Origin of the sequence: Planococcus sp. MSAK28401, assembly GCF_018283455.1 — a bacterium.
GTDB classification, from domain to species: Bacteria; Bacillota; Bacilli; order Bacillales_A; family Planococcaceae; genus Planococcus; species Planococcus alpniumensis.
This window is the reverse complement of record NZ_JAAMTH010000001.1, coordinates 2,165,811-2,190,395: the sequence shown is the minus strand read 5'-3', so window position 1 is coordinate 2,190,395 and position 24,585 is coordinate 2,165,811. Positions and strand designations below refer to the sequence as shown.

General features: G+C 47.7%; 28 protein-coding genes. 22 read left to right on the top strand and 6 right to left on the bottom strand.

Features of this window, described 5'->3' with window-relative positions; genetic code table 11:
* Positions 1–26 precede the first annotated feature (26 nt).
* On the bottom strand, positions 27–944 hold the full coding sequence (locus G3255_RS11205; RefSeq protein ID WP_283092918.1) for a COX15/CtaA family protein: 918 nt from the start codon (positions 942–944) through the stop codon (positions 27–29).
* A gap of 346 nt (positions 945–1,290) precedes the next feature.
* Between G3255_RS11205 and cyoE the strand changes: the two genes are divergently transcribed.
* The 7 genes from cyoE to G3255_RS11170 all read left to right on the top strand — a co-directional run bounded on the left by cyoE (position 1,291) and on the right by G3255_RS11170 (position 7,799).
* Positions 1,291–2,208, top strand: coding sequence for a heme o synthase (gene cyoE / locus G3255_RS11200; RefSeq protein ID WP_211654530.1), 918 nt, complete (start codon positions 1,291–1,293; stop codon positions 2,206–2,208).
* Positions 2,209–2,263: 55 nt separating this feature from the next.
* Positions 2,264–3,355 (top strand): cytochrome c oxidase subunit II, encoded by a 1,092-nt coding sequence (coxB, locus tag G3255_RS11195; protein ID WP_211654529.1) that lies wholly within the window; start codon positions 2,264–2,266, stop codon positions 3,353–3,355.
* 25 nt (positions 3,356–3,380) lie between these two features.
* Positions 3,381–5,294 carry a cytochrome c oxidase subunit I gene (locus G3255_RS11190; protein ID WP_211654528.1) on the top strand — a complete coding sequence of 638 codons (1,914 nt, stop codon included), beginning with the start codon at positions 3,381–3,383 and terminating at the stop codon, positions 5,292–5,294.
* Positions 5,281–5,907, top strand: a complete 627-nt coding sequence (locus G3255_RS11185) for a cytochrome (ubi)quinol oxidase subunit III (RefSeq protein ID WP_101190599.1) — start codon at positions 5,281–5,283, stop codon at positions 5,905–5,907. The genes G3255_RS11190 and G3255_RS11185 overlap by 14 nt, the downstream gene beginning before the upstream one ends.
* Position 5,908: 1 nt before the next feature.
* Positions 5,909–6,241: a cytochrome c oxidase subunit IVB gene (ctaF, locus tag G3255_RS11180; protein WP_211654527.1), complete on the top strand. Its 333-nt coding sequence runs from the start codon at positions 5,909–5,911 to the stop codon at positions 6,239–6,241.
* Between the two features lie 149 nt (positions 6,242–6,390).
* The gene (ctaG, locus tag G3255_RS11175; RefSeq protein ID WP_211654526.1) at positions 6,391–7,317 is read left to right on the top strand and encodes a cytochrome c oxidase assembly factor CtaG; all 927 of its coding nucleotides are present in this window, start codon (positions 6,391–6,393) and stop codon (positions 7,315–7,317) included.
* Positions 7,318–7,337: 20 nt separating this feature from the next.
* Positions 7,338–7,799, top strand: a complete 462-nt coding sequence (locus tag G3255_RS11170; protein ID WP_211654525.1) for a DUF420 domain-containing protein — start codon at positions 7,338–7,340, stop codon at positions 7,797–7,799.
* A 315-nt stretch (positions 7,800–8,114) separates the two neighbouring features.
* On the opposite strand, the gene ytvI is transcribed toward G3255_RS11170, so the two are convergent.
* Positions 8,115–9,173 carry a sporulation integral membrane protein YtvI gene (gene ytvI / locus G3255_RS11165; RefSeq protein ID WP_211654524.1) on the bottom strand — a complete coding sequence of 353 codons (1,059 nt, stop codon included), beginning with the start codon at positions 9,171–9,173 and terminating at the stop codon, positions 8,115–8,117.
* A gap of 88 nt (positions 9,174–9,261) precedes the next feature.
* Complete coding sequence (locus tag G3255_RS11160; protein ID WP_058383487.1) at positions 9,262–9,627, bottom strand: YugN family protein; 366 nt, start codon at positions 9,625–9,627, stop codon at positions 9,262–9,264.
* Between the two features lie 140 nt (positions 9,628–9,767).
* Between G3255_RS11160 and G3255_RS11155 the strand changes: the two genes are divergently transcribed.
* Together G3255_RS11155 and G3255_RS11150 are read left to right on the top strand one after the other, a co-directional pair.
* On the top strand, positions 9,768–10,832 hold the full coding sequence (locus tag G3255_RS11155) for a CAP domain-containing protein (RefSeq protein ID WP_211654523.1): 1,065 nt from the start codon (positions 9,768–9,770) through the stop codon (positions 10,830–10,832).
* Between the two features lie 94 nt (positions 10,833–10,926).
* Positions 10,927–11,373, top strand: coding sequence for a YlbF/YmcA family competence regulator (locus G3255_RS11150; RefSeq protein ID WP_349291432.1), 447 nt, complete (start codon positions 10,927–10,929; stop codon positions 11,371–11,373).
* Positions 11,374–11,411: 38 nt separating this feature from the next.
* On the opposite strand, the gene G3255_RS11145 is transcribed toward G3255_RS11150, so the two are convergent.
* Positions 11,412–12,326 (bottom strand): glycerophosphodiester phosphodiesterase family protein, encoded by a 915-nt coding sequence (locus G3255_RS11145; RefSeq protein ID WP_211654521.1) that lies wholly within the window; start codon positions 12,324–12,326, stop codon positions 11,412–11,414.
* Positions 12,327–12,452: 126 nt separating this feature from the next.
* Between G3255_RS11145 and G3255_RS11140 the strand changes: the two genes are divergently transcribed.
* Positions 12,453–12,725, top strand: a complete 273-nt coding sequence (locus tag G3255_RS11140; protein ID WP_058383491.1) for a YlbG family protein — start codon at positions 12,453–12,455, stop codon at positions 12,723–12,725.
* Here G3255_RS11140 and G3255_RS11135 read toward each other — a convergent pair whose 3' ends face one another.
* Positions 12,726–13,106 (bottom strand): DUF7147 family protein, encoded by a 381-nt coding sequence (locus tag G3255_RS11135; protein WP_211654520.1) that lies wholly within the window; start codon positions 13,104–13,106, stop codon positions 12,726–12,728.
* Between the two features lie 83 nt (positions 13,107–13,189).
* On the opposite strand from G3255_RS11135, the gene rsmD reads away from it, so the two are divergent.
* Genes rsmD through G3255_RS11120 form a run of 3 tightly spaced genes read left to right on the top strand, consistent with a single transcriptional unit; the run spans position 13,190 to position 15,318 of the window.
* Positions 13,190–13,765: a 16S rRNA (guanine(966)-N(2))-methyltransferase RsmD gene (rsmD, locus tag G3255_RS11130; RefSeq protein ID WP_211654519.1), complete on the top strand. Its 576-nt coding sequence runs from the start codon at positions 13,190–13,192 to the stop codon at positions 13,763–13,765.
* Positions 13,758–14,237, top strand: a complete 480-nt coding sequence (coaD, locus tag G3255_RS11125; protein ID WP_211654518.1) for a pantetheine-phosphate adenylyltransferase — start codon at positions 13,758–13,760, stop codon at positions 14,235–14,237. Before rsmD ends, coaD begins: the two co-directional genes overlap by 8 nt.
* A 55-nt stretch (positions 14,238–14,292) precedes the next feature.
* On the top strand, positions 14,293–15,318 hold the full coding sequence (locus G3255_RS11120; RefSeq protein WP_211654517.1) for a SepM family pheromone-processing serine protease: 1,026 nt from the start codon (positions 14,293–14,295) through the stop codon (positions 15,316–15,318).
* On the opposite strand, the gene G3255_RS11115 is transcribed toward G3255_RS11120, so the two are convergent.
* Positions 15,291–16,505 (bottom strand): nucleotidyltransferase, encoded by a 1,215-nt coding sequence (locus G3255_RS11115; protein ID WP_211654516.1) that lies wholly within the window; start codon positions 16,503–16,505, stop codon positions 15,291–15,293. The two genes, G3255_RS11120 and G3255_RS11115, sit on opposite strands and share 28 nt — an antisense overlap.
* A 127-nt stretch (positions 16,506–16,632) precedes the next feature.
* Between G3255_RS11115 and G3255_RS11110 the strand changes: the two genes are divergently transcribed.
* The 9 genes from G3255_RS11110 (at position 16,633) to bshC (ending at position 24,574) form a co-directional block, all read left to right on the top strand.
* A complete protein-coding gene (locus G3255_RS11110) occupies positions 16,633–17,169 on the top strand; it encodes a YceD family protein (RefSeq protein ID WP_121297773.1) in 537 nt (178 codons plus the stop codon).
* 24 nt (positions 17,170–17,193) lie between these two features.
* A complete protein-coding gene (rpmF, locus tag G3255_RS11105) occupies positions 17,194–17,370 on the top strand; it encodes a 50S ribosomal protein L32 (RefSeq protein ID WP_082799159.1) in 177 nt (58 codons plus the stop codon).
* A gap of 103 nt (positions 17,371–17,473) precedes the next feature.
* The gene (locus tag G3255_RS11100) at positions 17,474–18,226 is read left to right on the top strand and encodes an enoyl-CoA hydratase/isomerase family protein (protein ID WP_211654515.1); all 753 of its coding nucleotides are present in this window, start codon (positions 17,474–17,476) and stop codon (positions 18,224–18,226) included.
* A gap of 162 nt (positions 18,227–18,388) precedes the next feature.
* On the top strand, positions 18,389–19,738 hold the full coding sequence (locus tag G3255_RS11095) for an acetyl-CoA carboxylase biotin carboxylase subunit (RefSeq protein ID WP_211654514.1): 1,350 nt from the start codon (positions 18,389–18,391) through the stop codon (positions 19,736–19,738).
* On the top strand, positions 19,735–19,950 hold the full coding sequence (locus G3255_RS11090) for an acyl-CoA carboxylase biotin carboxyl carrier protein subunit (protein ID WP_121297770.1): 216 nt from the start codon (positions 19,735–19,737) through the stop codon (positions 19,948–19,950). Before G3255_RS11095 ends, G3255_RS11090 begins: the two co-directional genes overlap by 4 nt.
* Positions 19,951–19,978: 28 nt before the next feature.
* Positions 19,979–21,529, top strand: a complete 1,551-nt coding sequence (locus G3255_RS11085) for an acyl-CoA carboxylase subunit beta (RefSeq protein WP_211654513.1) — start codon at positions 19,979–19,981, stop codon at positions 21,527–21,529.
* A 112-nt stretch (positions 21,530–21,641) separates the two neighbouring features.
* On the top strand, positions 21,642–22,499 hold the full coding sequence (locus tag G3255_RS11080) for a ketopantoate reductase C-terminal domain-containing protein (RefSeq protein WP_211654512.1): 858 nt from the start codon (positions 21,642–21,644) through the stop codon (positions 22,497–22,499).
* The gene (locus tag G3255_RS11075) at positions 22,499–22,879 is read left to right on the top strand and encodes a DUF3397 family protein (protein ID WP_211654511.1); all 381 of its coding nucleotides are present in this window, start codon (positions 22,499–22,501) and stop codon (positions 22,877–22,879) included. Before G3255_RS11080 ends, G3255_RS11075 begins: the two co-directional genes overlap by 1 nt.
* Before the next feature lie 75 nt (positions 22,880–22,954).
* Positions 22,955–24,574, top strand: coding sequence for a bacillithiol biosynthesis cysteine-adding enzyme BshC (gene bshC / locus G3255_RS11070; protein WP_211654510.1), 1,620 nt, complete (start codon positions 22,955–22,957; stop codon positions 24,572–24,574).
* Positions 24,575–24,585 lie beyond the last annotated feature (11 nt).

Below are 24,585 nucleotides of genomic sequence, written 5' to 3'. Positions count from 1 at the left end.
CCGGTGCGAATTCGCACCGGATTTTTTTATTTGGATTTAATGAACTTGCTTCTGGATACGAGAAGGACCATATAACATAACAATCCGAAAAGCATCGAGATGAGCAAGGAGTGGAGCAAGGCGACCGCCAGATTCAATTTCGTCAAGACGACGAGCATTCCGGATGTGGCTTGGAGAAGCACGATCGTAAAGGCGATAAGCCAACCCCAATAAATGACGCGCTGGTCGCGGTAATGGCGATACGCGTGGAGCGCAATCACGCCGATCCAGATAACGATGAGCGCAGCTGCGAAGCGATGGCCCATCTGAACCCATTCATACATATTGCTTGGCAGCGCGAACTGATCATTGCGGCATAAAGGCCAATCGGAACAAATCAAGCTCGATTCCGTATGGCGGACAAGAGCGCCAGTGTAGACGACAACATAAGAATATAGCGCTACGCCGAGCGTGTGAAACTTCAACGTGCGGCCGATTTGCACGCGGTCCGCATCGAATTTACGATCCACTTCAAAAATGAGCAAGGTCAACAGCAGGACAGCGGCGAACGACAGGAGGGAGATCCCAAAGTGGAGCGCTAAAATGAAATCGCCTTGGCCCCATAGCACTTGTGCAGCGCCGATCAATGCTTGCAATACGAGGAAGAAAACAGCCATGAAGGCGAGGAACTTCGTTTCCCGCACATGGCCGAACTTGCGCCAAGCCCATACGGCCAAGACAACGATCAAAATTCCGACTACTCCTGTTACCAGGCGGTGGGAGAACTCGATCAGCACTTCAGGAGTGATTTCCCGCGGAATCAAATTGCCGTTGCAGTCCGGCCAGTTGCGGCCGCACCCCATGCCGCTCTCGGTTTTGGTCACCAAAGCCCCGCCGAGGAGGATGAGCAGCATGCCGACAGATGCCAAGACACCGAATATTTTTATATAAATGTTGCTTTTCAAAATGCCACCTACTTTTTTTAGAAAAACTTTTAGCGTTAACGATTACCTGCATACTCGATGATAGCGAAACTACGTTTAAAATACAACGAGAAATGGGCGTTCGCCTAAAGTTTCAAGAATTGGACATAATAATAGCGACCTTCACAAACTGTTCAAAAACAACGTTTTTTCTATCTTAAAATAACGAGGAGGCTACTGTATCATTAGAGATGAATATTTGTAAGACCAATTACGTGAAATCATCATTTATATCAGGAAATTTCAGTAATATGTAGAAAACAAGCTGGATTTTAGATATAGTTATGGTTAGCGGAATATGCTTACAACTTTGAAAGGAGGGAGTTATATGTCAAACGGCCGGTCTTTGTCTGCAGAACCGACCGATGCTGTAGAATCGAGCACGTTCACTAAAGATTTTCTGGCACTTATTAAGATTGGGATTGTGAATTCCAATTTAATTACCGTCTTTACGGGACTGTGGCTCGCTTTCCAGTTTTCGGATCAGAATTTCCTTGATCATATGGATATTCTCGTCTACACCATCGTCGGTTCGGCATTGATCATTGCGGGGTCAGCGGCGATGAATAATTATATCGACACAGATATTGACCCATTGATGGCTAGCAAAAGAGCCCGTCCGACAGTTACGGGCCGGTTCAAGCCATCCGCTGTCTTGGCACTCGCCATTTCTTTCATCGTTATAGGCGAACTCTTTTTGTTTTCCGCTTCTGTTTCAGCAGGTCTGTTTGGAATCGCCGGCATCTTGGCTTATGTTGTGCTCTATTCGATGTGGTCGAAGAGACGGCATGTCGGCAACACGATCGTCGGCAGCATTTCCGGCGCAATCCCGCCGCTAATCGGCTGGGCTGCGGTGGAGCCGACGCTCGGTACGGGCGCATGGGCACTGTTTCTGATTATGTTCATCTGGCAGCCGCCGCATTTTTATGCGCTTGCCATGAAACGGACGGAAGAGTATCGGGCTGCAAATATTCCGATGCTTCCGGTGGTCAAAGGATTCCACCGGACAAAAAAATCGATGCTTGCATGGGTTTTACTGCTTTTCCCATTGCCGTTCCTGCTTATGGAACTTGGGATAGGCTTTATCATCTTAGCTACAGCTTTGAATATCGGATGGCTTGTCCTTGCGATACAAGGCTTTAAAGCAGCGGATGATTTGAAATGGGCGAAGAAAATGTTCATCTACTCGTTGAACTATATGACGATTTTATTTGTCTCGATGATCATTTTCGCAGTATTCGTCTAAATTTCTCTTTTACTTAACTGTAAAACATTTTATTCAGAGAGGGGTATGAAAAGCTATGATGAAAGGACCTAAGAAATGGCGCCTCTTCGCATTGATGACCGCTTTGCTTGTTTTTCTTTCAGGCTGCGGGCGCGAAGAGATCTCGACGCTGATACCGGCTGGTAAGGTTGCACAAGATCAGTTCAACTTGCTGATTTTGTCATCCATTGTCATGTTATTCGTTATTATCGTCGTCACTATCATCTATGTATTGGCAATTGTGAAATTCCGCCGTTCAAAAGTAGGGGAGGACATGATTCCTGAACAAGTCGAAGGAAGCGCGCGTCTTGAGTTTATCTGGACAGCCATTCCAATCGTCCTGCTTTTGATCCTTGCTGTTCCGACGGTCTATTCAACATTCGACTTGGCTGATGTCACGGCGATGGACGCAAAGGATGAAGACGGCGCGGCTGAAAACTTGACGGTCAATGTAACCGGCAAACTTTATTGGTGGGAATTCGAGTATCCTGAACAGGAAATTCGAACTGCACAGGAACTGGTCGTCCCGACTGGCGAACGCGTCTACTTCAATTTAATTGCTGCAGACGTTAAGCACTCGTTCTGGATTCCTTCTGTTGGCGGTAAACTCGACGTCAACCCTGAAAACGTCAACACCTTCTATTTGGAATTCGATAAAGAATCTTCAGAACTTGAAGAAGGCGTTTACTTCGGTAAATGTGCCGAGCTTTGCGGCCCTTCCCACGCGTTGATGGATTTCAAAGTCAAAACGCTTAACCGCGAAGACTTTGATGCATGGGTAGCTGCAATGCAAGAAGAACAAGAATCTCCTACTGAAACACTTGCTCAAGAGGGTGAAGAACTATTTGGCCCAGATGGTTTGAGTTGTATTCAATGTCACGCAGTTAACAGTGCTGGTGCGCCAACAGGAGTTGGACCAAACTTAACAACCTTCGGTGACCGTACAACAATCGCCGGTTTCATGGAGCATGATGAAGAAACATTGAAAAACTGGATTGCTGACCCTCAGCAATACAAGCCAGGCAACTTGATGCCTGACGCAGCTTCATTGAATAATGGCGAAGAACTTTCCGATCAAGAGCTGAATGCACTTGCTGCATATTTGATGAGCTTGAAAGTTGAAGAGTAAAAGTTAAAAAAGGAGGTAAACTATTGTGAGTTCTAACTCTCAGAAAAAGGGTTTCGGCGCTACAATATGGGACTACTTAACAACAGTAGACCATAAGAAAATCGCGATCCTCTACTTGATCTCCGGCGGATTCTTCTTCCTAGTCGGCGGCGTAGAAGCGATGATGATCCGGATTCAGCTTATGAAAGCCGGAAACGATTTCCTCAGCGCCGGAACGTATAACGAAGTTTTAACAATGCACGGAACGACCATGATCTTCCTAGCGGCGATGCCGATTCTCTTGGCATTCATGAACGCCGTCTCACCTTTGCAAATCGGTGCGCGTGATGTGGCGTTTCCTTTCCTGAACTCACTTGGGTTCTGGCTATTCTTCTTCGGTGGCGTATTCTTGAACCTTTCGTGGTTCTTGGGCGGGGCACCGGATGCAGGATGGACAAACTATGCTTCTTTGGCACTTGCCTCTGAAGGCCACGGAATCGATTTCTACTCGCTTGGTTTGACGATATCCGGTTTCGGTACATTGATCGCAGGGATTAACTTCCTTGTTACGATCATCAATATGCGTGCTCCGGGTATGACGTACATGAGAATGCCGCTTTTCACTTGGACGACTTTCGTAGCGTCCGCGTTGATTCTTTTGGCATTCCCTCCACTGACTGTCGGTATCTTCTTCATGGTATTCGACCGCTTGTTCGGGGCTAATTTCTTTGATGTAACAATGGGCGGTAACACCATTATCTGGGAGCACTTCTTCTGGATCTTCGGCCACCCGGAAGTTTATATCTTGATTTTGCCAGCATTTGGTATTTTCTCTGAAATCTTTGCGATCTTCTCCCGCAAACGCCTATTCGGTTACACGGCATTGGTCTTTGCGACAATCCTGATCGGTTTCTACGGATTCATGGTTTGGGCTCACCACATGTTTACAGTTGGTCTTGGACCGACAGCAAACGCGGTCTTCGCCCTTGCAACGATGATCATCGCAGTTCCGACTGGTATTAAAATCTTTAACTGGCTACTTACGATCTGGGGAGGAAACATTTCCTTCACAGTGCCGATGATCTACGCAGTTGCGTTTATCCCGTCATTCGTAGCCGGTGGGGTAACAGGCGTTATGCAGGCAATTGCGCCGCTTGATTACCAATTGCACGATTCTTACTTTATCGTCGCCCACTTCCACTACGTAATCGTTGGTGGTGTTGTGCTCGCAATTTTGGCAGGTACGCATTTGTACTGGCCGAAAATGTTCGGTACGATGTTGAGCGAAAAACTTGGAAAATGGACGTTCTGGTTCTTCTTCACTGGATTCCATTTGACATTCTTTATCCAGCATTTCCTCGGTCTTATGGGGATGCCTCGCCGCGTTTATACGTTCGGAGCAGACCAAGGCTGGGATCTATTTAACGCAATCAGCTCGGCTGGTGCCTTGCTCATGGCAATCGGGGTTATCATCCTCCTCGTCAATGTCGTCATGACAGTTGTTAAGGGCGAACGCGTCGGTAACGACCCATGGGGCGACGGACGTACGCTTGAATGGGCAATCCCGTCACCACCTCCATTCTATAACTTTGCACAAACACCGCTTGTCCGTGGACTTGACCCGTATTGGATCGAGAAAATGGAAGGCAATAAAGAAGGCATGGTCTATGCTGAGCCACTCGGCGATATCCACATGCCGAACGGATCATTCATTCCTTTCGTCATCTCACTCGGCATGTTCATTGCAGCGTTTGGCGCAATGTACCATATGGATGGGCATGCATGGGCGCTTCCTGTATTGATCGGCGGTCTTGCGATCACATTCGGTTCAATGCTTGTGCGTTCTTTGAAAGATGACCTTGGTTTCCATGTAACAAAAGAAGAATTGATTGCGGATAACGAACGCATTCAAAGAGAAGCAAGAGCGCTGGAAGGAGGCAAAAAAGGTGGACTTAAATAAACGATATACCCCACAAACTTGGCCCGATCATCCTGAAACGGCGACGCTCGAAGGGAAGAACAAGTTCGTTGGTTTCTGGTTGCTGCTGGCAGCTGAGACCGTCACCTTCGCCTCTCTCTTCGCAACTTATCTTGCGTTGAAAGATAAAGGCCCAAGCGGAATGGAATTTTCCGCTTCCGGCTTGTTCGAACTGCCGCTTGTTTTTGCCATGACGATGATTCTTTTGACGTCTTCGTTGACAAGTGTCTACGCGATGTATCATATGAAGAATCATAATTTCAAGGCAATGCAGGCATGGCTCGGAATTACCGTGCTTTTGGGGCTTGCGTTCCTAGGCTTGGAGATTTATGAGTTTAACCATTATGTTCATCTAGGCTTTGGCTTTACCAATAGTGCCTTTAGTTCCGCCTTCTATGTGTTAGTCGGAACGCACGGGGCGCACGTAGTCTTCGGGCTTAGCTGGTTCATCGCGTTGATGCTCCGTAACGCTAAACGTGGCTTGAACATGTACAATGCGCCGAAGTTCTACCTTGCCGCTCTTTACTGGCATTTCATTGACGTAGTATGGGTGTTCATCTTCACTGTAGTCTACTTGATGGGAGTGATCGGTTAATATGGCACACGATACTCACGATATTCACAGATCCAGAGCAGAATTTGAATTTATCAAGAGAAAACGCGCTACCGAGATGCGCAGCCAGTTGACATCATTCGCTATGATGATCTTCTTGACGCTAATCGCATTCACTGTAGTAGCAGCAGATTTTTCGAATTACTTGATCGTGCCGATTATCTTGTTATTGGCTGCAATCCAAGTAGTGCTTCAGCTTTATAATTTCATGCACATGAGCAATAAAGGCCACGGCATGATGGCATTCTTCATGTTCAGCGGCATGTTTGTCGCTTTCTTGACGGTCCTTGCGATGGTCACTATCGTTTGGTGGTAAAATCAAAAAAACACTCCGGACTTTTCAAGTCCGGAGTGTTTTTCTGTTTTAACGCAGGGGAGAAGAGGCAAATGTCATGATTCGTTCATTGATATAGCGTGATAACCCCTATATAATGAGGTTACTTAAGGAAAAGGAGGTACGGTCTAATGCCAATAAGCATTTTTGGCTTCGAAGCGTTATGGAGCCCCTGGTATTTTGGATTTCTCGTACTGATTACGCTTTTATATTTTCTGGTCACCACTAAGTGGAGACATAAATTCACTGCTAGTGAACCGCTTCAAACCAAACAGGCATTGCTCTTCGTTTCAGGGATGGCCCTGATCTACATCCTGAAAGGCTCGCCGGTCGACTTGCTTGGCCATATTACCTTGACGATGCATATGGTTCAGATGGCGCTGCTCTTGCTATTGGCTGCCCCTCTGGTGATCATGGGGATTCCTTCATATATTTGGCGGGCATTCATCGAGTTACCCGTCATCAACCCTCTGTTCATGTTTTTCACAAAGCCTTTGATTGCCTTGCTGCTATTCAGTTTGTTTTTCTCCGTTTACCATTTGCCGCTTGTCTTCGATTTCGTCAAGCAGGACATGCTGATCCACAGCATCGTCAGCACTTTATTATTCGTGTCGGCACTTCTTTACTGGTGGCCGGTGGTCAATAATCTAGAAGGCATGCATAAATTCCACGGACTCAAGAAATTGGGCTATTTATTCGGTTTGAGCGTTTTGATGACGCCAGCTTGTGCTTTGATCATTTTCAGCACGACACCGTTTTATGCAACGTATTCAGACGGGGAAGCTTGGATGCAGGCGATGGCTTTATGCGTACCTGCAGGGACATTGGCCCAGCTGAACTTGTCAGGCCCCGAACTCTTCACGAACATGTCGCTGATTGAAGACCAACGCACTGGCGGTATTACAATGAAGATTATCCAGGAATTGGTATTCACCGTATTCATTTGGCTGGTCTTCCATGAATGGCTCAAAAATGAAACAGCCAATGCCGATGAGATTACCGCTAAAGTTTTGCAAGACCGCAAAGATATGGCGTATTTCAGACATAATGGGCAATGACCCAAAAGGAGTTTAATTAAATGAATTTGCCGCTATTGCCAACCATCAGTACATTCTTTATCGTCTTGAGCGCCATATTGGTGGCGATCGGATGGAACTTGATTCTCAAACGCCGCATCGAAGCACATAAAAAAGTGATGCTTGGCGCTGGGGCCGCTGCGCTGACGTTTTTCATCATCTATGTCTCGCGCACTCTATTTGTCGGAAACACAGCATTCGGGGGACCGGATGAGCTGAAGATTTACTACACCGTCTTTCTGATCTTCCATATCACGCTCGCAACGATCGGGGCGGTAATGGGGCTGGTGACCATCTATTGGGGATTGAAAAATCGCCTCGACAAACACCGCAAGATCGGCCCATTCACCAGTGTTGTGTGGTTCTTCACCGCAATTACAGGAGTTACCGTTTATTTACTGCTTTATGTATTCTACGAAGGCGGACACACGACTTCGGTTTTCAAAGCGATTCTGGGTGGATAAAAAAAGCACTGAGCGTAACTCGCTCAGTGCTTTTTCGGTTTTCGAGAAAGGTTAGACACCGTATTTTCCGAAGCTTATCGCTCGCTTTCCGTGGGCTCGCGCCCAAGCCTCCTCAGCCGCTACGCTGCTTGCGGGGTCTCGGTCGTCTCGCTGATCCACAGGAGTCGAGCGAGCGCTTCTCCAAATACTTGCATAGAACATTGATTTTTGAATGTGGAATAAGCGGTCTCCTTTTTCATTTATAGCGATTTCAGATTTCTTCCACACTCTGAAAAAGCACTGAGCATAATTTGCTCAGTGCTTTTATTTTGCATTTTAAACTTTAAACTCCATTTTGATGATGCCGGCTTCACGTGCTGAAGTAAAGAGAATGACCAGTAGCGGTCCGATGAAGAAGCCAAGAAAACCGATCAATTGAAGGCCGATGAACATGGCGATCAATGTGGCAAGGGGGGATAGCCCGATTTGGGTACCCATCACTTTCGGTTCGACTGTTCTTCTGATGACCAGTAGCACTAAGGCCAAAATCGCAAGCTGCGTTCCTTGGACGATATCGCCGACAATGAACATATAAATGAACCAAGGGGTCAATACGATAATCGAACCGAGGATCGGGATGAAGTCGATGACCCAGATGACGAGCGACATGACCAAAGCATATTCCGGCGCGATGAACAACAAGGCGATCAATGAAACTGCAAAGATAATCAAGCTGACAAGGAATTGGGCTTTCAGGAAGCCGAAGACGACATTGTTCAGCCTTGCGCTCATAAAGCGCACTTTTTCAGCCGTCGATTCCTTCAGGCGGTTGAATAGCATGCCTTTCAAATCCATCAAATCGAGCATGAACAGGAACAAGGCAATGAGGAAGACGATAAAGCTGACCAAAAAAGAAGGGATGCCCGTCAATAAATTGGTCACCGTATCGTAATTGACGAATGTTAAGATCCAGTCGCGTATGCCTTCTGCAAAAGCGATCATTTCCGTCTCGAAGGAATTGACGACTTCCACCGGCATTTCGGCGGTAGAGCGCAGGAAGAAGGCTTCCACTTCACCCCACATATGTGAGAGGGAATTTGTATACTCTGGAACCATTTTTGAGAATTGTATAATTTGTCCGACCAACTGTGTGATAATCCAGTAAACCAAGCCCGAAGCAATGACGAGGAAAAGAATAAACACCGTGATGACTGCACCTTTGCGTTGCCATTTGAACCTTTTCTGAACAAATTTGACAAAAGGTTCGAGGAAGATGGCGGTGAGCAAAGCGATGATCAGCGGAACGGCAATCGGCAATATGTATATAGAGATTAAAACCACAATAGCGATGACCAGCAACAGCGTTGCCAGTTTTTTATTAAACCACTTGCCCACAATAAACCTCCTTCAATTGGCTAGGTGAAATTAAACGAAAAAAGCATTTGTTTAAAAAAACCGCAGTTCGTATTGAACTGCGGAGATTTTACGCTTTGATTTCGAACTCGGAAATTTCTTTTTTGATGGAAGCCAAAATTTCAGCGCCAGTTTTCAATAGGTGATCCGGGAAATGCTCGTCTTCACCATATTCAATGCCGTGCGGGTAGTAATGCTTGCCGATGACCGGCTTCAAGACACGCATAGTCGCATCGTTGGCATCGACGTCTCCATCGATTGCGTAAGCGAAAACGCGCAAGTAATAAGTGCCTTCACGGACGATGAATTTGCGGTCGTAAGTGACACGCTCATAATCCCACTGGCCTTCTTTCGTTAAGCCATGCTTGTTCATGATGTCTTCAAGCAATGTAATATCCACTTCGATGTTCTCTAGTCCTGTATTTTCAAAATACATGGGATCTCCTCCTCTATAACAAAAAAAGACTGAATGCTCCTTTAATAATAGATCATATTTTAGGTACATGCAATGGCTAGATTGTGTCAGAATGCAGGCGGCTGTTATAATGGGGAAAATGGGTGTCAGGAGCTGATTCAGTGAAGGACTTGTTACGCATCATGATTTTCTTGGCGATTGTCCTAATTGGACTGTTTTACTTGGACCCGTCAATCAGTGAAAATGAATTGCTGGAAGCTCCGCGGCCGGCGGATCCTTTGCCAGCCGATAATTTGACGGATTCGGCGATGGATATTGAACGGCCGACGAGCGGGCTTTCCGTACATATCGGAGAGTCATCGGAAGAATGGCTGGCAGAGCATGGCAAGCCCGACCGCATCGAGCCATCTGCTTTTGGGTATGAATGGTGGGTGTACGATGCCGCGTATTCCAATTTTGTCATGGTCGGGGTGAAGGAAGGGCGCGTTATCCAAGTATATGCAGCTGGGGAGTCTACGGATGTAGAGCCTTACACAATCGGGCAAACGCTAGCCGATTTGTACAGGTTCACAATCGTTGAGAACGAGGTGACTGTGAAATACGGCACCAATACCTATACCTTTAATTTGAGCGAGCAGGACATGGATAAACGGATATTGGTTAGTTTTGAAGATCTCTATGCACAATTGTATATCGATGCAGAAGATCAGCAGTTAGAGGCAGTCAGGTTCATGGACGCAGAAACGCTCATCCGCCACCAGCCTTACGATATGATGTATTCGGGAGATTTATTGGTGACGCCAAGGCCATCATCGACTTTGCAGCGGTCGATTGATGATGCCAATGCAAAACAATTGGTCGATTTGACCAATGTCTACCGGCTTCGCCATCAGCGTTCCTTAGTTAAGGAGAACGTCGGCATCAGTTTATTGGCCGAGCAGACGAGTGAGGAAATGGCGCGCATGGAATTCACTTCCGTAGAGATGGAAGTATCCGATTTGGAAGCTCGCCTGCAAGGTGCGGATATTCTATTCGATCTGGCGGCCATCAACACGGCTTCACGCTATTACGATGCAGCTGAGACATTGCATGGCTGGTTCAACTCGCCAAGCCATAGGGAAACTTTATTGAATACACAGTATAACCAGGTCGGTGTCGGCGTATTCGGCAAGTATTATAGCCAGATCCTATTAAAACAGGATCCCGGCGTTTATGAAAGCCAATAGGGCGAGCCTTTACTTTCAGCTATTTTCAGGAATAAACAGTGTATGAATCTGGAAAACAATCTGCTATGATGGAAGCGTAGAGGAGGAATGCAAAGTGATCATGACCTACGAATGGGTCGGTATAACTGACTCTTCGGACGAGCTGAGTGAAATGATACTGCAATCAGAACAGGCTGCGACATACCGCGATGCCTATGATTCTGTCTATAGCGATAAACTATTGGCGAAGGAGATCCATGACTTCGCCAGGCTGAAGGAGCTGTACGAGGAAGTGCAGCGCTTTGGCAAATACCACCCGGATTACAAACGGGTGATGAAGCAAATCCGCGTGGATAAACGCCGGCTGGACCTCAATGAAAAGGTGGCCGAGCTGCGGCTCGCGGAAAATGAGCTGCAGGACTTGATGGACCAAGTGAGTTTCATCCTTGGCCGGTCAGTGTCGGAAGCCGTTAAGATCCCTTCGAGCAATCCGTTCTTTTCTTCGGATTCCTCATGTGGAAGCGGCTGCGGCACAGGCGGCGGCTGTTCCTGTTCCGCATAATAAAAAAAGTGCAACCCCACCGGGTTGCACTTTTTTTATTAGCGTTGTTCTTCTAGTGCCGAAATCATTTCGATAGCGATATCAGGCCGGTCGGTAATAATGCCTTTGGCTCCGGCGTTGATCAATTTTTCCATCGCTTCCTTGTTGTCGATGACCCAATAATGAACCGGGACATTCAGTCGTTCCAGGAAGGCAATGAACCGTGCAGAGTCAAGGCGGAATACCGAATGTTTCACCGGAATCTGCACGACATCCGCACGCGGCGTATAAAGATGGCCGAATTGGCTATTGAAGGAAGTGAAAGCTTTGCGCACTTCATTTTCTCCAGCGCCGAGAGCGACTCGGTTTTGGGCGTATAGATTGAAGCGGTCGATTTGTTCGTCGTAGAAGCTGGTGACGACGACACGGTCTTCCGCACCAAGTGATTCAATCAGACGCCACAGTTTCGATGGCACCAAACTGCCTTCATACGTATCAGGTGCGTCTTTGATGTCGATATTGACGTACATCTGTGGGAATTTTTCCAGTAAATCACGAAGCAGGACGACTTTTTCGCCTTTGCCGCGGTATGAATTTTCACCCTTGTCATCGACGAAATGGTAGCCGAGATCAAGCTCACGCAATTCATCTAGTGTCATTTCGGCTACGCGGCCGGCTGATCCGGAAGTACGGTCGACAAATTCATCGTGGAAAACTAAGATCTCTTCGTCATTGGTCATGCGAATATCGATTTCAAACCCGTGTACGCCGAGTTCTGCGGCACGGTCAAAGGCTGCCATCGTATGCTCCGGTGCGAGCGAGCTGCCGCCGCGGTGGGCCAGGACAATCGGGTGCTGATAATCAAGAACCGCTTTTTGCGGCCGTTTCTGTGGTTCTGTAAATGCTTTTGAGCCGGCCCATGCCGCTGCGCCAACAGCAGCTGCGGCCAGGCCGATTTTCGTTTTCTTACCCATATATGTATAACCCCCTGTTTTGGTAGTATCCACATTATAGCGGAAGGCTTCACTTGCTGTCAGTTTATTCGGTTGCGGCTTTTTTTAGACCTATGGTATTCTAGAGTTTAGAAAAGAGGGATAGATATGCATGATCGCCAAGGTCTGATTGTCTATGTGCATCAGCTAAAACAAGCAAAATCGCTGCGGAAGTATGGACACGTCCATTTTATTTCCCGCAAATTGAAATATGTCGTCGTCTATATGGACCAGGACAAAATCGAAGCCACGAAAGAAAAACTATCTAAACTGCCGTATGTCAAGAAAGTGCTGGAGTCCCAGCGCCCTTTCCTTAAGACGGAATATGAAAATGCCAAGCCTGATAAAGCGAAAGAATACGATTATAAAATCGGCTTGTGATCATTGCATCGGCGGAATATAATGGTTGAGCCTGAGAATGGCGATGAGATGGCCGAAATAAAGTTTGGTGTCTGCGTATTGTGAAGAATGCTTGACGTCCATGCGAATCGGCTCATGGCCCATCTCCTTGACCGCATCCTCGAACACGGCCAATCGTTTTGACCCATCCGGTACACCTTCTCGGCACAGATAGATCGGCATGAAATTGCCTTCTGGGGCTGGCCGGAATGCAGCGGCGATGGAAACGACGGGTTGGCCGTCTTTTGTTTTTGAAACGAAAACGAACCCATGCATAAACCGTTCTCGATTGCTTTCCATCAATTGGCGAAGTTCATATATATCGCCGTACCCTTCTCCAAGTTCGATAAAACGTTGTATCATCTAAAACACGTCCTTTCCAGAATCCATTCTAACATTAAGGGCGGTATTTGCAGTACTAAAATGATAAAGTAAGAGGCGATTGTATGCGTGTAGTAGCAGGACAGGCGAAAGGCCTGCCTTTAAAAGCGGTTCCCGGGAATTCGACGAGACCGACGACTGACAAAGTAAAAGAATCCATCTTCAATATGATCGGCCCGTTTTTTGATGGCGGAACGGCAGTGGATTTGTTTGCCGGAAGCGGTGGGCTCGGAATCGAAGCCTTGAGCCGCGGTATCAACCATGTGATTTTTACCGATAAAGACAAAAAAGCCGTGGAGACCATCCAGGCCAATTTGGAAAAAACCAAGTTGACAGAATCAGCGGAAGTGTACCGCGCCGATGCGGAACGCGGATTGAAAGCCATGAAGAAAAATGGAGTGAAGGCGCGCTTGCTGTTTCTCGATCCACCTTACCATATGGAAAAAGCGTATGGGCTGATGGCAAAAGCGGTTGAATTCGGCTTGCTTGAGGACGACGCGATCATCGTCTGCGAACATGAGCGCGATATCGAATTGCCGGATGAAACTGCCGGATGCGTCCGTTTTAAAAAGGAATTATATGGGAATACTATTATTTCAATTTACCGTTACCAGGGGGAAGAGGGAGAACGCATTGACTAAAATTGCAGTAGTACCGGGGAGTTTCGACCCGATTACAATGGGCCATTTGGATATCGTCAAACGGGCATCATCGATTTTTGATGAAGTGAAAGTGGTGGTCATGAACAACTCGTCGAAAAATCCATTATTTGATGTGGATGAGCGGATGGCTTTAATTGCAGAAGTGACACAAGCCATTCCGAATGTGACCGTCGATTCTTTCGCCGGCTTGCTGATTGACTATGCGGTGGAAGCAAAAGCGAATGCGATCATCCGTGGCTTGCGGGCCGTGTCGGATTTTGAATACGAAATGCAAATCACATCCATGAACCGTTTTTTGAATGAAAACATTGAAACATTGTTCATGGTGTCAAACAACCAATATTCATTCCTTAGTTCGAGCATCGTCAAAGAAGTAGCGAAATATCAAGGCAATATTTCGGGGCTGGTGCCGGACGCTGTGGAAAAAGCATTAATAGAAAAATTCAAATAAGTCACGTGACACGTGGCTTTTTGTTGTGGTTCGAACGAAAAGGAGAGGGTATGCGATGAAAAATAAAAAACTATGGTTTTTTGTGCTGGTGATGGCGCTCGTCGTGTTTGTCAGCTCCTACCGGCTGGATGCTTACATTTCACGACCGGGCGACGCATACGAACTATCGCCGCTAGTAGAGGTCGAAGGACGGGATGAAGGCGACGAAGGTACGCTCAGCTTGATGACCGTGACGATGTTCAATGCGACTCCAGCTTTGTATATCATGGCGCAATTTCAGGAAGGCTATAAGGTGCTCGACCCGGAACAAGTGAGAAGCCCCCATGAAAGCGATGAGGAATATAATGTAAGGCAATTAAAGCTGATGTCTGATTCACAGGTCAATGCGCTGCAAGTGGCCTTTGAAGAAGCAGGGAAGCCTTATGAAGTATCGAGCAACGGCGTATTCATCCTAAACGTGCTGGAAGACGGGGCGGCTGCGGGTTTATTGTCGCCGGGCGACCGGTTGTTGGAAATAGATGGTCAAGCTTATGGTTCGATGGAAGATTTCCTTGATTATTTGAGCACCAAAAAGGTGGGAGATGAAGTGGAATTGGTGATCGAGCGTGATGAACGCACGATTAAGCAAACAGTCACATTGGCCCCATTGCCGACAGAGCCTGAACGTGCAGGCATCGGCATTTCGTTTGTGGAAGACAAAGAAATCGAAACGACTCCGGACGTTTCGATCGATTCCGACACCATCGGCGGGCCGTCCGCCGGATTAATGTTCACCTTGGAAATCCTGAATCAATTGCTCGATGAGGACATTACCCACGGATACGACATCGCCGGGACCGGCACAATGGAAAGCGACGGTACGGTCGGGCCAATCGGCGGGATCGACCAAAAAGTCATTGCAGCAGACCGTGCAGGCATCGATGTTTTCTTCGCACCCGACAACGAGGGCGAATCCGAAAGGCCGAGCAATTTTGATGTCGCGGTGGAAACGGCAGAAGAAATCGGCACCGAGATGGATATTGTCCCGGTTACGGACATCGATGCGGCCCTTGATTATTTGTCTGAACTATCGCCAAGATAAATAGGCGGTGTCGTGTATTCTTTTTTCAATGAGTCGGAACCGATTGCTTGAAGGTAAAGCGTTGATGCACGGATATCAAGCTGTCCCATATTTCCAGTCAAATCCGCAGCGCGGCTAATGACAGGGAGCGGGATGGCTTTTTTTCGTTCATTCAAATAACGCCTGCCGTTCTGCGTCATGCCGAGCAAGCGGATGTATTCAGGGTGTTTGGCAGCTTGTGCTTCCTGCTGTGTGTAGCCGGTAAAGATATGGGTTAGCATGCGCTGTATGCGCGTACGGGTAAAGCGTTTGCTTTTCACCCGGTTGACGAATACTTCGAACGTTTCCGAGCGCTTTGCCGACTCGTGGATCAGGTTTTCAATGCCTTCCGTCATTTCGGCAAAGCGGGCAAGTGCTTTTGGCCCTTCGCGCAAAATCGTGAAACGCAGCAGCGGATAAAATCTTTGCCAATCGACGAATCCTTGCTGCTCCGCGTGAACACGTTCGAGCAAGCGGATGCTGCTCGACGGTAAATACGGCGCTAGCTCCCCGAGCTCTTCGCCTTCGAAAAAGGCATTGCGGATTCCGGTCGCACTGGCGATTGCGACGCCGGGCTCTAATGGATCATGAAAGCCTGCACCGATACGTTGGATCGTAAGCGGTGCCATCGCGCTGTTGATTGTATGGGCGGCTTCTATATAATGATACCCGAGAATATTGTTCGGTTTGGTCAAGTCGGCATACCGGCTGCTGCCTTTCGTTAAAGAAAGGTAAGCCTCATTGAGCGCTTTCGGGTAGCTGATGCCCGTTTGGACCCTGTCATGGATGATTTTTTCGTATTGCTCTCTTTCTTTGCCCAATAATTCCAAGGTGCTCAGGAATGGTTCGATCTCGCCTTGTTCGCTGCCGAAGCAAAAAGAAGAGCATCCTGCTGCATCAAGCAATTCGATGGCGCCGCGTGCAAATTCAGAAGCCTGGGCAGTCGCAAAGGCATAGGGCAATTCGATGACCACGTCGACGCCAGCCGACAGTGCCATTTCCGTGCGTGTCCACTTGTCCGCAAACGCCGGCTCGCCACGCTGGAGAAATTGGCCGCTCATAACGGCGACGACCACATCGGCGCCTGACAGTTCCTTTGCTTTTGCCGCGTGATGCAAATGGCCATTATGGAAAGGGTTATATTCAACAACGATTCCTGTCGCTTTCATTACAGCACCTTCTTTTGGTATGATTAGTTCTAGTATAACGATGAGCGAATTATAGTGACAAGATTTTTTCTTGACATCGTTTGTTCTACATTATATAATCAACTTTGTTGTCTTGAGGTGATTACTTATGAAAATAGCGATTCAACAGCTACAAAAGTATCGTAACGACGGGATGCCAATTGACCAGTATGTTCAATTGGATGAGGCGAAAAAGCGCAATAGCGATATTCGCGCCGTATCTCCTATACACGTCACAGGACACTGTACGATTGGTTCGCAACAAATGACGTGCATGCTCCATCTTGAAGGGACGCTTACGCTGCCCTGTGCACGAACTTGGGAAGATGTCGAATACCCGATCAGCATCGACACCGTGGAAATCTTCGATTGGTCTGAAAAAGGCCGTGAAGAAGGCGAGGACGAATATGTCCACACGGTAACGACTGAAGTCATTAATCTTCAGCCGATATTGGAAGAGCTGATCGCCCTTGAAGTCCCTATACAGGTCTTCAAGGAAGACTCAGAACAAACCGTCATCAAAGGCGGCAACGACTGGTCTTATTTGTCAGACGAAGAAGTTCAGGCCGAGAAGGAAGAAGCACAATCAAAACCGGATCCAAGACTGGCTGATTTAGCCAAGTATTTCGATCAGACAGATGAATAGAATCATTGTAAGGAGGTGTCACCAATGGCTGTACCGTTCAGAAGAACATCCAAAACCGCTAAAAGAAAACGCCGTACGCATTTCAAGCTTTCCGTACCTGGTATGGTAGCGTGCCCAAGCTGTGGCGAAAGTAAATTGGCTCACCATGTCTGCAAAGCATGTGGATCATACAAAGGCAAAGAAGTAGTAGCTAGCAAATAAAACAGTATTTGCTTAGAAAAAGGTTATCTGGAGGCCATGGCTCCGGATAACCTTTTTCATTTGCCGAAAAACAGGTAAACTAGAGCCAGAGGTGAGTCAAAACATGGCATACATAATCGAAACCAAAAATCAGGTAATGACGTTTACGATCGACCGTCCCCATATCCGCAACGCTATCAATAACGAAGTGATGGAAGGGTTTGAAGAACTCGCTAAACGTGCCAGAGAAGAAGACATCCGCTATGTCATCATCACGGCAACAGGCGAGCAGGCATTTTGTTCAGGCGGCGACTTGTCTGTGTTCCATGAACTGAAAACAGAACAGGAGGCTTGGCCGATGCTCAGCCGCATGGGCGAAGCTTTGTATCGCATCAAGACGATCCCCGTCCCGGTCATTGCGCTCGTCAACGGCACCGCGGTCGGCGGGGGCTGTGAGATTGCGACAGCGTGCGATTACCGGCTGGTGAAGAGCCACGCCAAATGCGGCTTTATTCAAGGGACGCTGGCCATCACGAGCGGGTGGGGAGGCGGCACTTATCTTTTTGAAACTTTGAAGCATGACGCGGCACTGAAGATGCTCAGTGATGCGCGTGCCTACTCGGCAGGTGAATTGCTTGAGAACGGCTGGGCCAGTGCCATCATCAAAGAGGACGGAGATATCGAACAGTTTCTGGCATCGATGAACCGTGTGCTGCCGTCCGTGCATCGTGCGTATAAAGAGATTGCGATACGTAAATGGCAGGAAGCGAAATTAAAGCAGCGGGTCGATCAGGAGATCCACGAGTGCGCCAGATTGTGGGCACAAGAAGCCCATCATCAAGCCGTGGATGGGTTTTTGAATAAAAGCAAAAAATAAGGCTCCTAAGGGGTCTTTTTTTATATGGGAAAACAATGCCATCTTCTTATGAATGAAGCGAACAGACGGAACATTATGGAAAATATTTTTTTCAATAGTTGAAATCGCTTACAAAATTCGTATATGCTAGAGGAGGGAGAAAACTTAGGGGGTATTTCATACATGAAAAAAATCCTGATTGCCAACCGAGGCGAAATTGCACGGCGCATCATCCGCACATGCGACCGCCTCGGCATCGAAACCATCGCGACCCACTCCGAGGCAGATGGGGATCTGCCTTATGTGAGTGAAGCGACAGAAGCGGCAGCGATCGGCCCGAACCCGGTCGCGCAATCGTATTTACAAGCAGATAAAATCATTGAGGAAGCGGTAAAGCGCAACGCTGAAGCGATCCATCCAGGCTATGGCCTGCTATCGGAAAACGCGGATTTCGCGCGCAAAGTCAGACAAGCGGGACTGATCTTCATTGGCCCGGAACCGGAAGTCATCGAAACGATGGGCGATAAGCTCGGCTCCCGGCGCACGATGAAACAAGCCGGCGTGCCGGTCGTTCCTGGGACAGCTGAAGGGGTATCAGACATTGATGCGGCTGTCTTGGAAGCGAAAGCGATCGGTTATCCGCTGATGTTGAAGGCGAGTGCGGGAGGCGGCGGCATCGGCATGGTGCTGTGTGAAAATGAGCAAGCGCTCACTCAGCAGTTTGATTCGGTGAAAAACCGTGCTAAAGCGTACTTTGGAAACGATATCGTTTATTTGGAGAAATTCATTGCCAATGCACGCCATATCGAAGTTCAGATTTTTGGGGATGAGTCGGGCAATATCGTCCATTTGTATGAGCGCAATTGCTCTGTGCAGCGCCGCAACCAAAAGGTCATTGAAGAATCGCCGTCACCGGATTTGCCAGAATCCGCCAGAACCAAGTTGTGCGAAGCAGCCGTTCAAGCGGCCCGAGCGGTCGGTTATACAAATGCTGGGACAGTCGAATTCATTGTCGATGAAAATAATGATTTCTATTTTCTGGAAATGAATACCCGCCTGCAAGTGGAACATCCGATTACAGAAGAAGTGACAGGCGTCGATCTCGTCGAATGGCAAATCAATGTGGCAAGGGGCGAAACTTTGCCTGGGCAAGATACGATCCATTCAAACGGCCATTCGATCGAGTACCGCATCTATGCGGAGGACCCGAAAACGTTCTTTCCGTCACCAGGGACGCTAGCTGTCTTAAACTGGGGCACTGGCGCCCGCATTGAAACTGGATACGAAGAAGGCAATAAAGTGACGCCATTCTATGATCCGATGATCGCCAAAGTGATTTTGACAGGAGCTTCGCGAGAAGAGGTCTTGGAGAAGTCCAGGAAGTTCTTTGATGAAACAGCGATTGAAGGCGTGAAGACCAATTTGCCGCTCTTCGACCAATTCATTGAATCCAAACCATTTATAGAAGGAAATTATGCGACCGCTGTATTGGCTCAGTGGCTTACACAACAAAAGGAGGAAAAAACAGTATGAAACAACTAACAGCATCTATGGCCGGAACGGTCTTGAACATTGCAGTATCCGAAGGGGATTCCGTATCCGCGGGACAAACCGTCATGACCCTTGAATCAATGAAAATGGAGATTCCGGTAGAAGCGGAATTTGGCGGAAACGTTGAAAAAGTCGATGTGGAGGTTGGCAGCTTTGTCAACGAAGGGGACACATTGGTGACGCTCGGCGAATAAGGCATTTGAATCCAAAGGGGTGGAAGAAATGACGAAAACGACTGAAACAACAGGATATAATACAAGGCTCGAAGAAAAGCTTTCCAAGATTTTCGCGGGCGGGCAAGAGAAATACCATGACAAATTGAAAGAAAGCAATAAACTATTTGTCAGAGACCGTTTGAATTTGCTTTTTGATGATGGTGATTATATCGAAGACGGGCGTTTCGCGAATGTGGAAGCGGGCGATCTTCCGGCAGATGGCGTCGTGACAGCGATCGGCAAAGTGAATGGTGAAACGGTATGCGTCATGGCTAACGATTCCACTGTTAAAGCAGGCTCGTGGGGATCACGGACTGTGGAGAAAATCATCCGTATCCAGGAAACGGCTGAAAAGATGCAAGTGCCGATGCTCTATTTGGTCGATTCTGCAGGAGCCCGCATCACCGATCAATTGGAGATGTTCCCGAATCGCCGCGGCGCTGGGCGCATTTTCCACAACCAAGTGCGTATGTCCGGCATGGTGCCGCAAGTTTGCTTATTGTTCGGCCCATCTGCTGCAGGCGGGGCCTACATCCCGGCGTTTTGCGATATCGTTATCATGGTTGAAGGAAATGCTTCGATGTATCTGGGTTCACCTCGCATGGCTGAAAAAGTCATCGGTGAAAAAGTATCGCTCGAGGAAATGGGCGGAGCCCGCATGCACTGTACCGTGAGCGGCGTCGGCGATGTTCTCGTATCCACTGAAGAAGAAGCGATTTCGGAAGCGCGGCGCTATATGGCATTCTTCCCGGCGAATTTTGCCGGCAAGCCTGAAGTGCTCGAAGCGAAAGCGAAAAAAGCGGGCCGCAGCCTGGAAGAGATCATTCCGGAAAACCAGAACGCGCCGTTTGATATGTATGAATTGATCGACCAATTGATCGATGAAGACAGCTTCTTCGACATCAAAAAGCTGTTTGCGCCGGAATTGATCACTGGCCTTGCGCGCATCGACGGCCAAGCGGTCGGCATCATCGCCAACCAGCCGAAAGTAAAAGGCGGCGTGTTGTTCGGGGATTCTGCCGATAAAGGCGCCAAGTTCATCAATCTATGCGATGCCTTCTCGATTCCGCTCTTGTTCCTAGCCGATGTGCCTGGATTCATGATCGGCACGAAAGTGGAACGCGCAGGCATCATCCGCCACGGCGCTAAGTTCATCTCTGCAATGAGTGCGGCTACTGTGCCGAAGATTTCAGTCGTCGTGCGTAAAGCATATGGCGCTGGTTTGTATGCGATGGCTGGTCCTGCCTTTGAGCCGGATGTATGCATTGCGCTTCCGACAGCACAAATTGCCGTCATGGGCCCTGAAGCGGCAGTCAATGCGGTCTATTCCAACAAGATTGAAGCAATTGAAGACCCGAAAGAACGACTTGCTTACGTCCAGCAAAAACATCAGGAATATAAAGAAGAAATTAATATTTACCGGTTGGCATCAGAGCTTATTGTCGATGAAATCGTCGCGCCGTATGCACTTCGCGAAGAGTTGTCCAAGCGCTTATCGATTTATGCATCGAAAGATTTGCCTTTGCCATATCGAAAACATCCGATCATTCCTGTATAATGAGTAATAGACGTGGAGTCTGCCTAATAAGGCAGGCTTCTTTTTTAGCAGACGCTCAAGACAAGGCGGCGTCTGCTGCCTACGATTGCTCTGAAAAAAAGGAGGGGTTTCCATGAAATTCGCAATTATCGGCGGAAACGCCCAGGCATTGCTGCTGGCTCATCTACTAAGAAAAGAAGGCGATGTGCAGCTGATCATCACGAATGAAGAACAAGCCGCGGAGCTTAACGCGCATGGACTCATATGTGGAACAGAACAACAGCGAATCGCCGTTTATACCGATTTTGAACAGGTGGACCCAGATGCATATATATTTATTACGGTTCATTCAGAAGAATTGCCGCCTATATTAAGGTTGTTGAAAATTCGCCGGCCGAGCAATCCGCTCGTGTTTGTCCAGCAAGGGATGCTCTACATCGAAAAAGCCCGTTTATTGGCACATCGCCAAATCGCGGCTGCCACATTGGATTGCGATGCAGTCAAAGTTAATGCGCATGAAATAAAGTATACGAAAACGCCTCAGCTCAGCCTTGGCGTGTTGAAAGGCGAGCCTGCACAATTCGAACCACTCACGAAAGTGGATCAAATGAAGGTTCAGTGGACAGAGGATATCGAGAATCGGTTGTTCGAACAGCTATTGAGGGATAGCCTCATTAACCCGTTGACGGCATTGATGAAAATCGAAAAAGGGCGTTTGATCACCGATCCGAATGCCTACGAACTGTTCCGCAATCTGTACAACGAGATGTATTTGGCATTTCCGGAAATCGAAAGCTTGCAGCCGATCGAGCGCGTCGCTGCCTATTGCGCATCACGTCCGGAAGAAATATCTGCCATGCTTGCAGACCGCGTGGCGGGGGACCCAATGGATGTGGATGGACTGATGCTGTACATCCTGCAGATTTCGAAATTGGATTTGCCTTTATTCAAAGCGTTCTATCATTTATTGAAGACTGTTGAGGAAAACTGATGGAATGGATATCTACTGCCGGGAACGTATTGCTATACATCCCGTTTATCTTGTTTTTATTTGTCTACGCATTGACCTATAAATCCCAAAAACGCAAGGCGCTCGGCATCGCGGCTGATGTTACGGCTTTTCTCTTGTTCTTTTCAGTGCCGGCATCGATCGAATTGCTGTTTGGCTTAGGAATTCAGCCGTTCATCTTCATGGCGGCTTTATTGTTTGCGATTATTCTGCTGATCCGTGAATGGAAGACTCAAAAGGAATTGGAAGTGATCAAGTTCCTGCGCAAAGTCTGGCGTATTTGTTTTTTGGCTTTATCGGCAATTTATGCAGTCACTTGGCTTGCCGGCCTCATCTTTTTAGCAGTTCAATCATTCCGCTAGGCGGATTTTTTCTCAAGCAATCCTCCTTTTGTTATAGTAGTCTTTGAATGTAAAGCGAAAAGGGGATTCAACTTCATGAAATTAAAGGAGAAATACATACCGCCATCCTCCAAATTGATGGCTGATTATACGAACGAAGAACAAAAGATAGTGCAATACTTTTCCTATAAGCCTTCTTTGGAACAAGCCCGCAACAGGCTTAAAAACCTTGAAAGCCATCCGGTCGACCGAAAAAAACTGTCATCCATCATTTCAAATTATATGGAGCCTTTCGGCATATCTGAAGCGTCCAAGCAAAATTTGGCGTATTTCGAAGAAGGCGCATCGGTCGTCGTGACGGGCCAGCAGGCTGGCCTATTGACCGGTCCATTGTATACGGTGCACAAAGCGATTTCTTCGATTTTATTGGCGAAAGAAGCTACTGAAAAACTGGATACACCGGTCGTGCCAGTGTTTTGGATCGCCGGTGAGGATCATGATTTGGCAGAGATTTGCCATATTTACCGGGAAACGAACGGGCGTGTCGAAAAACTGAATTACCCGCATGCCAAACTCGGGAAATGCGCTGCTTCACACGCGCCACTTAAAGCGGATGAAATCGAGTCGTTTTTGGAAGAATACTTCCGCAGCTTACCTGAAACCGCTCATACGAAGGAAATTCATTCCTTAGTATTCGCCCATCTCGAGAAATCTGATACATTCACGTCATTTTTTGCGAGCCTGCTCAACCATTTCTTCGAGAAAGAAGGCCTGCTTTATATTGACGCTGCCTACGAACAATTGCGTGTTTATGAATCAAGCTTTTTCTCAAAGATCGTTGAAAATAGCCAAGCGATAGCGAAAACGGTCGTGGAAACTGAAACGGCGCTTCAAGAAGATGGCTATACAGCAGGGATCGATGCCAAAGAGGAAGCGGCGCATCTCTTCATCACGATCGAAGGCGAACGCTTATTGCTTGAGCGGGACGGAAGCCGTTTTGTCGTCAAAAATACGGCGCTCACCTATACACAACAGGAACTTTTGGAAATTGCCAAGAATGAGCCGGAGCGTCTCAGCAATAATGTTGTGACACGGCCGTTGATGCAGGATCTCGTCTTTCCGGTGCTGGCTTTTGTCGGAGGTCCAGGCGAGATCGCATATTGGGCGGCGTTAAAAGGCGCATTCGAAGTCATGGGAATGGAGATGCCGATCGTCATGCCAAGGCTCAGCGTCAGCTTGATTGACCGCCGGACTGCGGCGCTGTTGGAGAAACGGGACTTAAGTTTCGAAGAGGTCGTCGTTGAGCGGAAAATCCCCCAGCTGCGCAATGAACTATTCGACCACATAAGAGACGCCGAGACGGAAGCGAAAATCGATAAAGTCAAAAACAGTTTAACTGAAGAATACGAAGAACTGATTGGCCGCTTTACAGCGGTCAGCGCCGGGCTTACGCCTCTGGCTGAGAAGAATTTGCGCATCCACTTGGCTCAGCTTGATTTTCTGAAAAACAAGCTGCAAGACGAAGTGGCGATCCAGAACAGCACACAATTCAACCAACTCGCAGCGATCGAAAATGCTTTATTGCCGGAATCAGGGTTGCAGGAACGAATTTATAACCCGATCCCATATCTGAACCAATATGGCAAAGCTTTAGTGGAAGACCTACTAGCGCTGCCGATGAAATATGATGTTACCCACAAAATTGTCATTCTTTAACTTGGAAAAGC

Coding starts and splice junctions, on each gene's coding strand:
- G3255_RS11120 (WP_211654517.1), top strand. CDS start 14,293: ATGAAAAATAAAAAACTATGGTTTTTTGTGCTGGTGATGGCGCTCGTC.
- G3255_RS11075 (WP_211654511.1), top strand. CDS start 22,499: ATGGAATGGATATCTACTGCCGGGAACGTATTGCTATACATCCCGTTT.
- G3255_RS11140 (WP_058383491.1), top strand. CDS start 12,453: ATGCATGATCGCCAAGGTCTGATTGTCTATGTGCATCAGCTAAAACAA.
- ctaF (WP_211654527.1), top strand. CDS start 5,909: ATGGCACACGATACTCACGATATTCACAGATCCAGAGCAGAATTTGAA.
- G3255_RS11095 (WP_211654514.1), top strand. CDS start 18,389: ATGAAAAAAATCCTGATTGCCAACCGAGGCGAAATTGCACGGCGCATC.
- G3255_RS11170 (WP_211654525.1), top strand. CDS start 7,338: ATGAATTTGCCGCTATTGCCAACCATCAGTACATTCTTTATCGTCTTG.
- G3255_RS11135 (WP_211654520.1), bottom strand. CDS start 13,106: ATGATACAACGTTTTATCGAACTTGGAGAAGGGTACGGCGATATATAT.
- G3255_RS11160 (WP_058383487.1), bottom strand. CDS start 9,627: ATGTATTTTGAAAATACAGGACTAGAGAACATCGAAGTGGATATTACA.
- G3255_RS11100 (WP_211654515.1), top strand. CDS start 17,474: ATGGCATACATAATCGAAACCAAAAATCAGGTAATGACGTTTACGATC.
- cyoE (WP_211654530.1), top strand. CDS start 1,291: ATGTCAAACGGCCGGTCTTTGTCTGCAGAACCGACCGATGCTGTAGAA.
- G3255_RS11085 (WP_211654513.1), top strand. CDS start 19,979: ATGACGAAAACGACTGAAACAACAGGATATAATACAAGGCTCGAAGAA.
- rpmF (WP_082799159.1), top strand. CDS start 17,194: ATGGCTGTACCGTTCAGAAGAACATCCAAAACCGCTAAAAGAAAACGC.
- coxB (WP_211654529.1), top strand. CDS start 2,264: ATGATGAAAGGACCTAAGAAATGGCGCCTCTTCGCATTGATGACCGCT.
- G3255_RS11080 (WP_211654512.1), top strand. CDS start 21,642: ATGAAATTCGCAATTATCGGCGGAAACGCCCAGGCATTGCTGCTGGCT.
- G3255_RS11145 (WP_211654521.1), bottom strand. CDS start 12,326: ATGGGTAAGAAAACGAAAATCGGCCTGGCCGCAGCTGCTGTTGGCGCA.
- G3255_RS11115 (WP_211654516.1), bottom strand. CDS start 16,505: ATGAAAGCGACAGGAATCGTTGTTGAATATAACCCTTTCCATAATGGC.
- rsmD (WP_211654519.1), top strand. CDS start 13,190: ATGCGTGTAGTAGCAGGACAGGCGAAAGGCCTGCCTTTAAAAGCGGTT.
- bshC (WP_211654510.1), top strand. CDS start 22,955: ATGAAATTAAAGGAGAAATACATACCGCCATCCTCCAAATTGATGGCT.
- ctaG (WP_211654526.1), top strand. CDS start 6,391: ATGCCAATAAGCATTTTTGGCTTCGAAGCGTTATGGAGCCCCTGGTAT.
- G3255_RS11110 (WP_121297773.1), top strand. CDS start 16,633: ATGAAAATAGCGATTCAACAGCTACAAAAGTATCGTAACGACGGGATG.
- G3255_RS11090 (WP_121297770.1), top strand. CDS start 19,735: ATGAAACAACTAACAGCATCTATGGCCGGAACGGTCTTGAACATTGCA.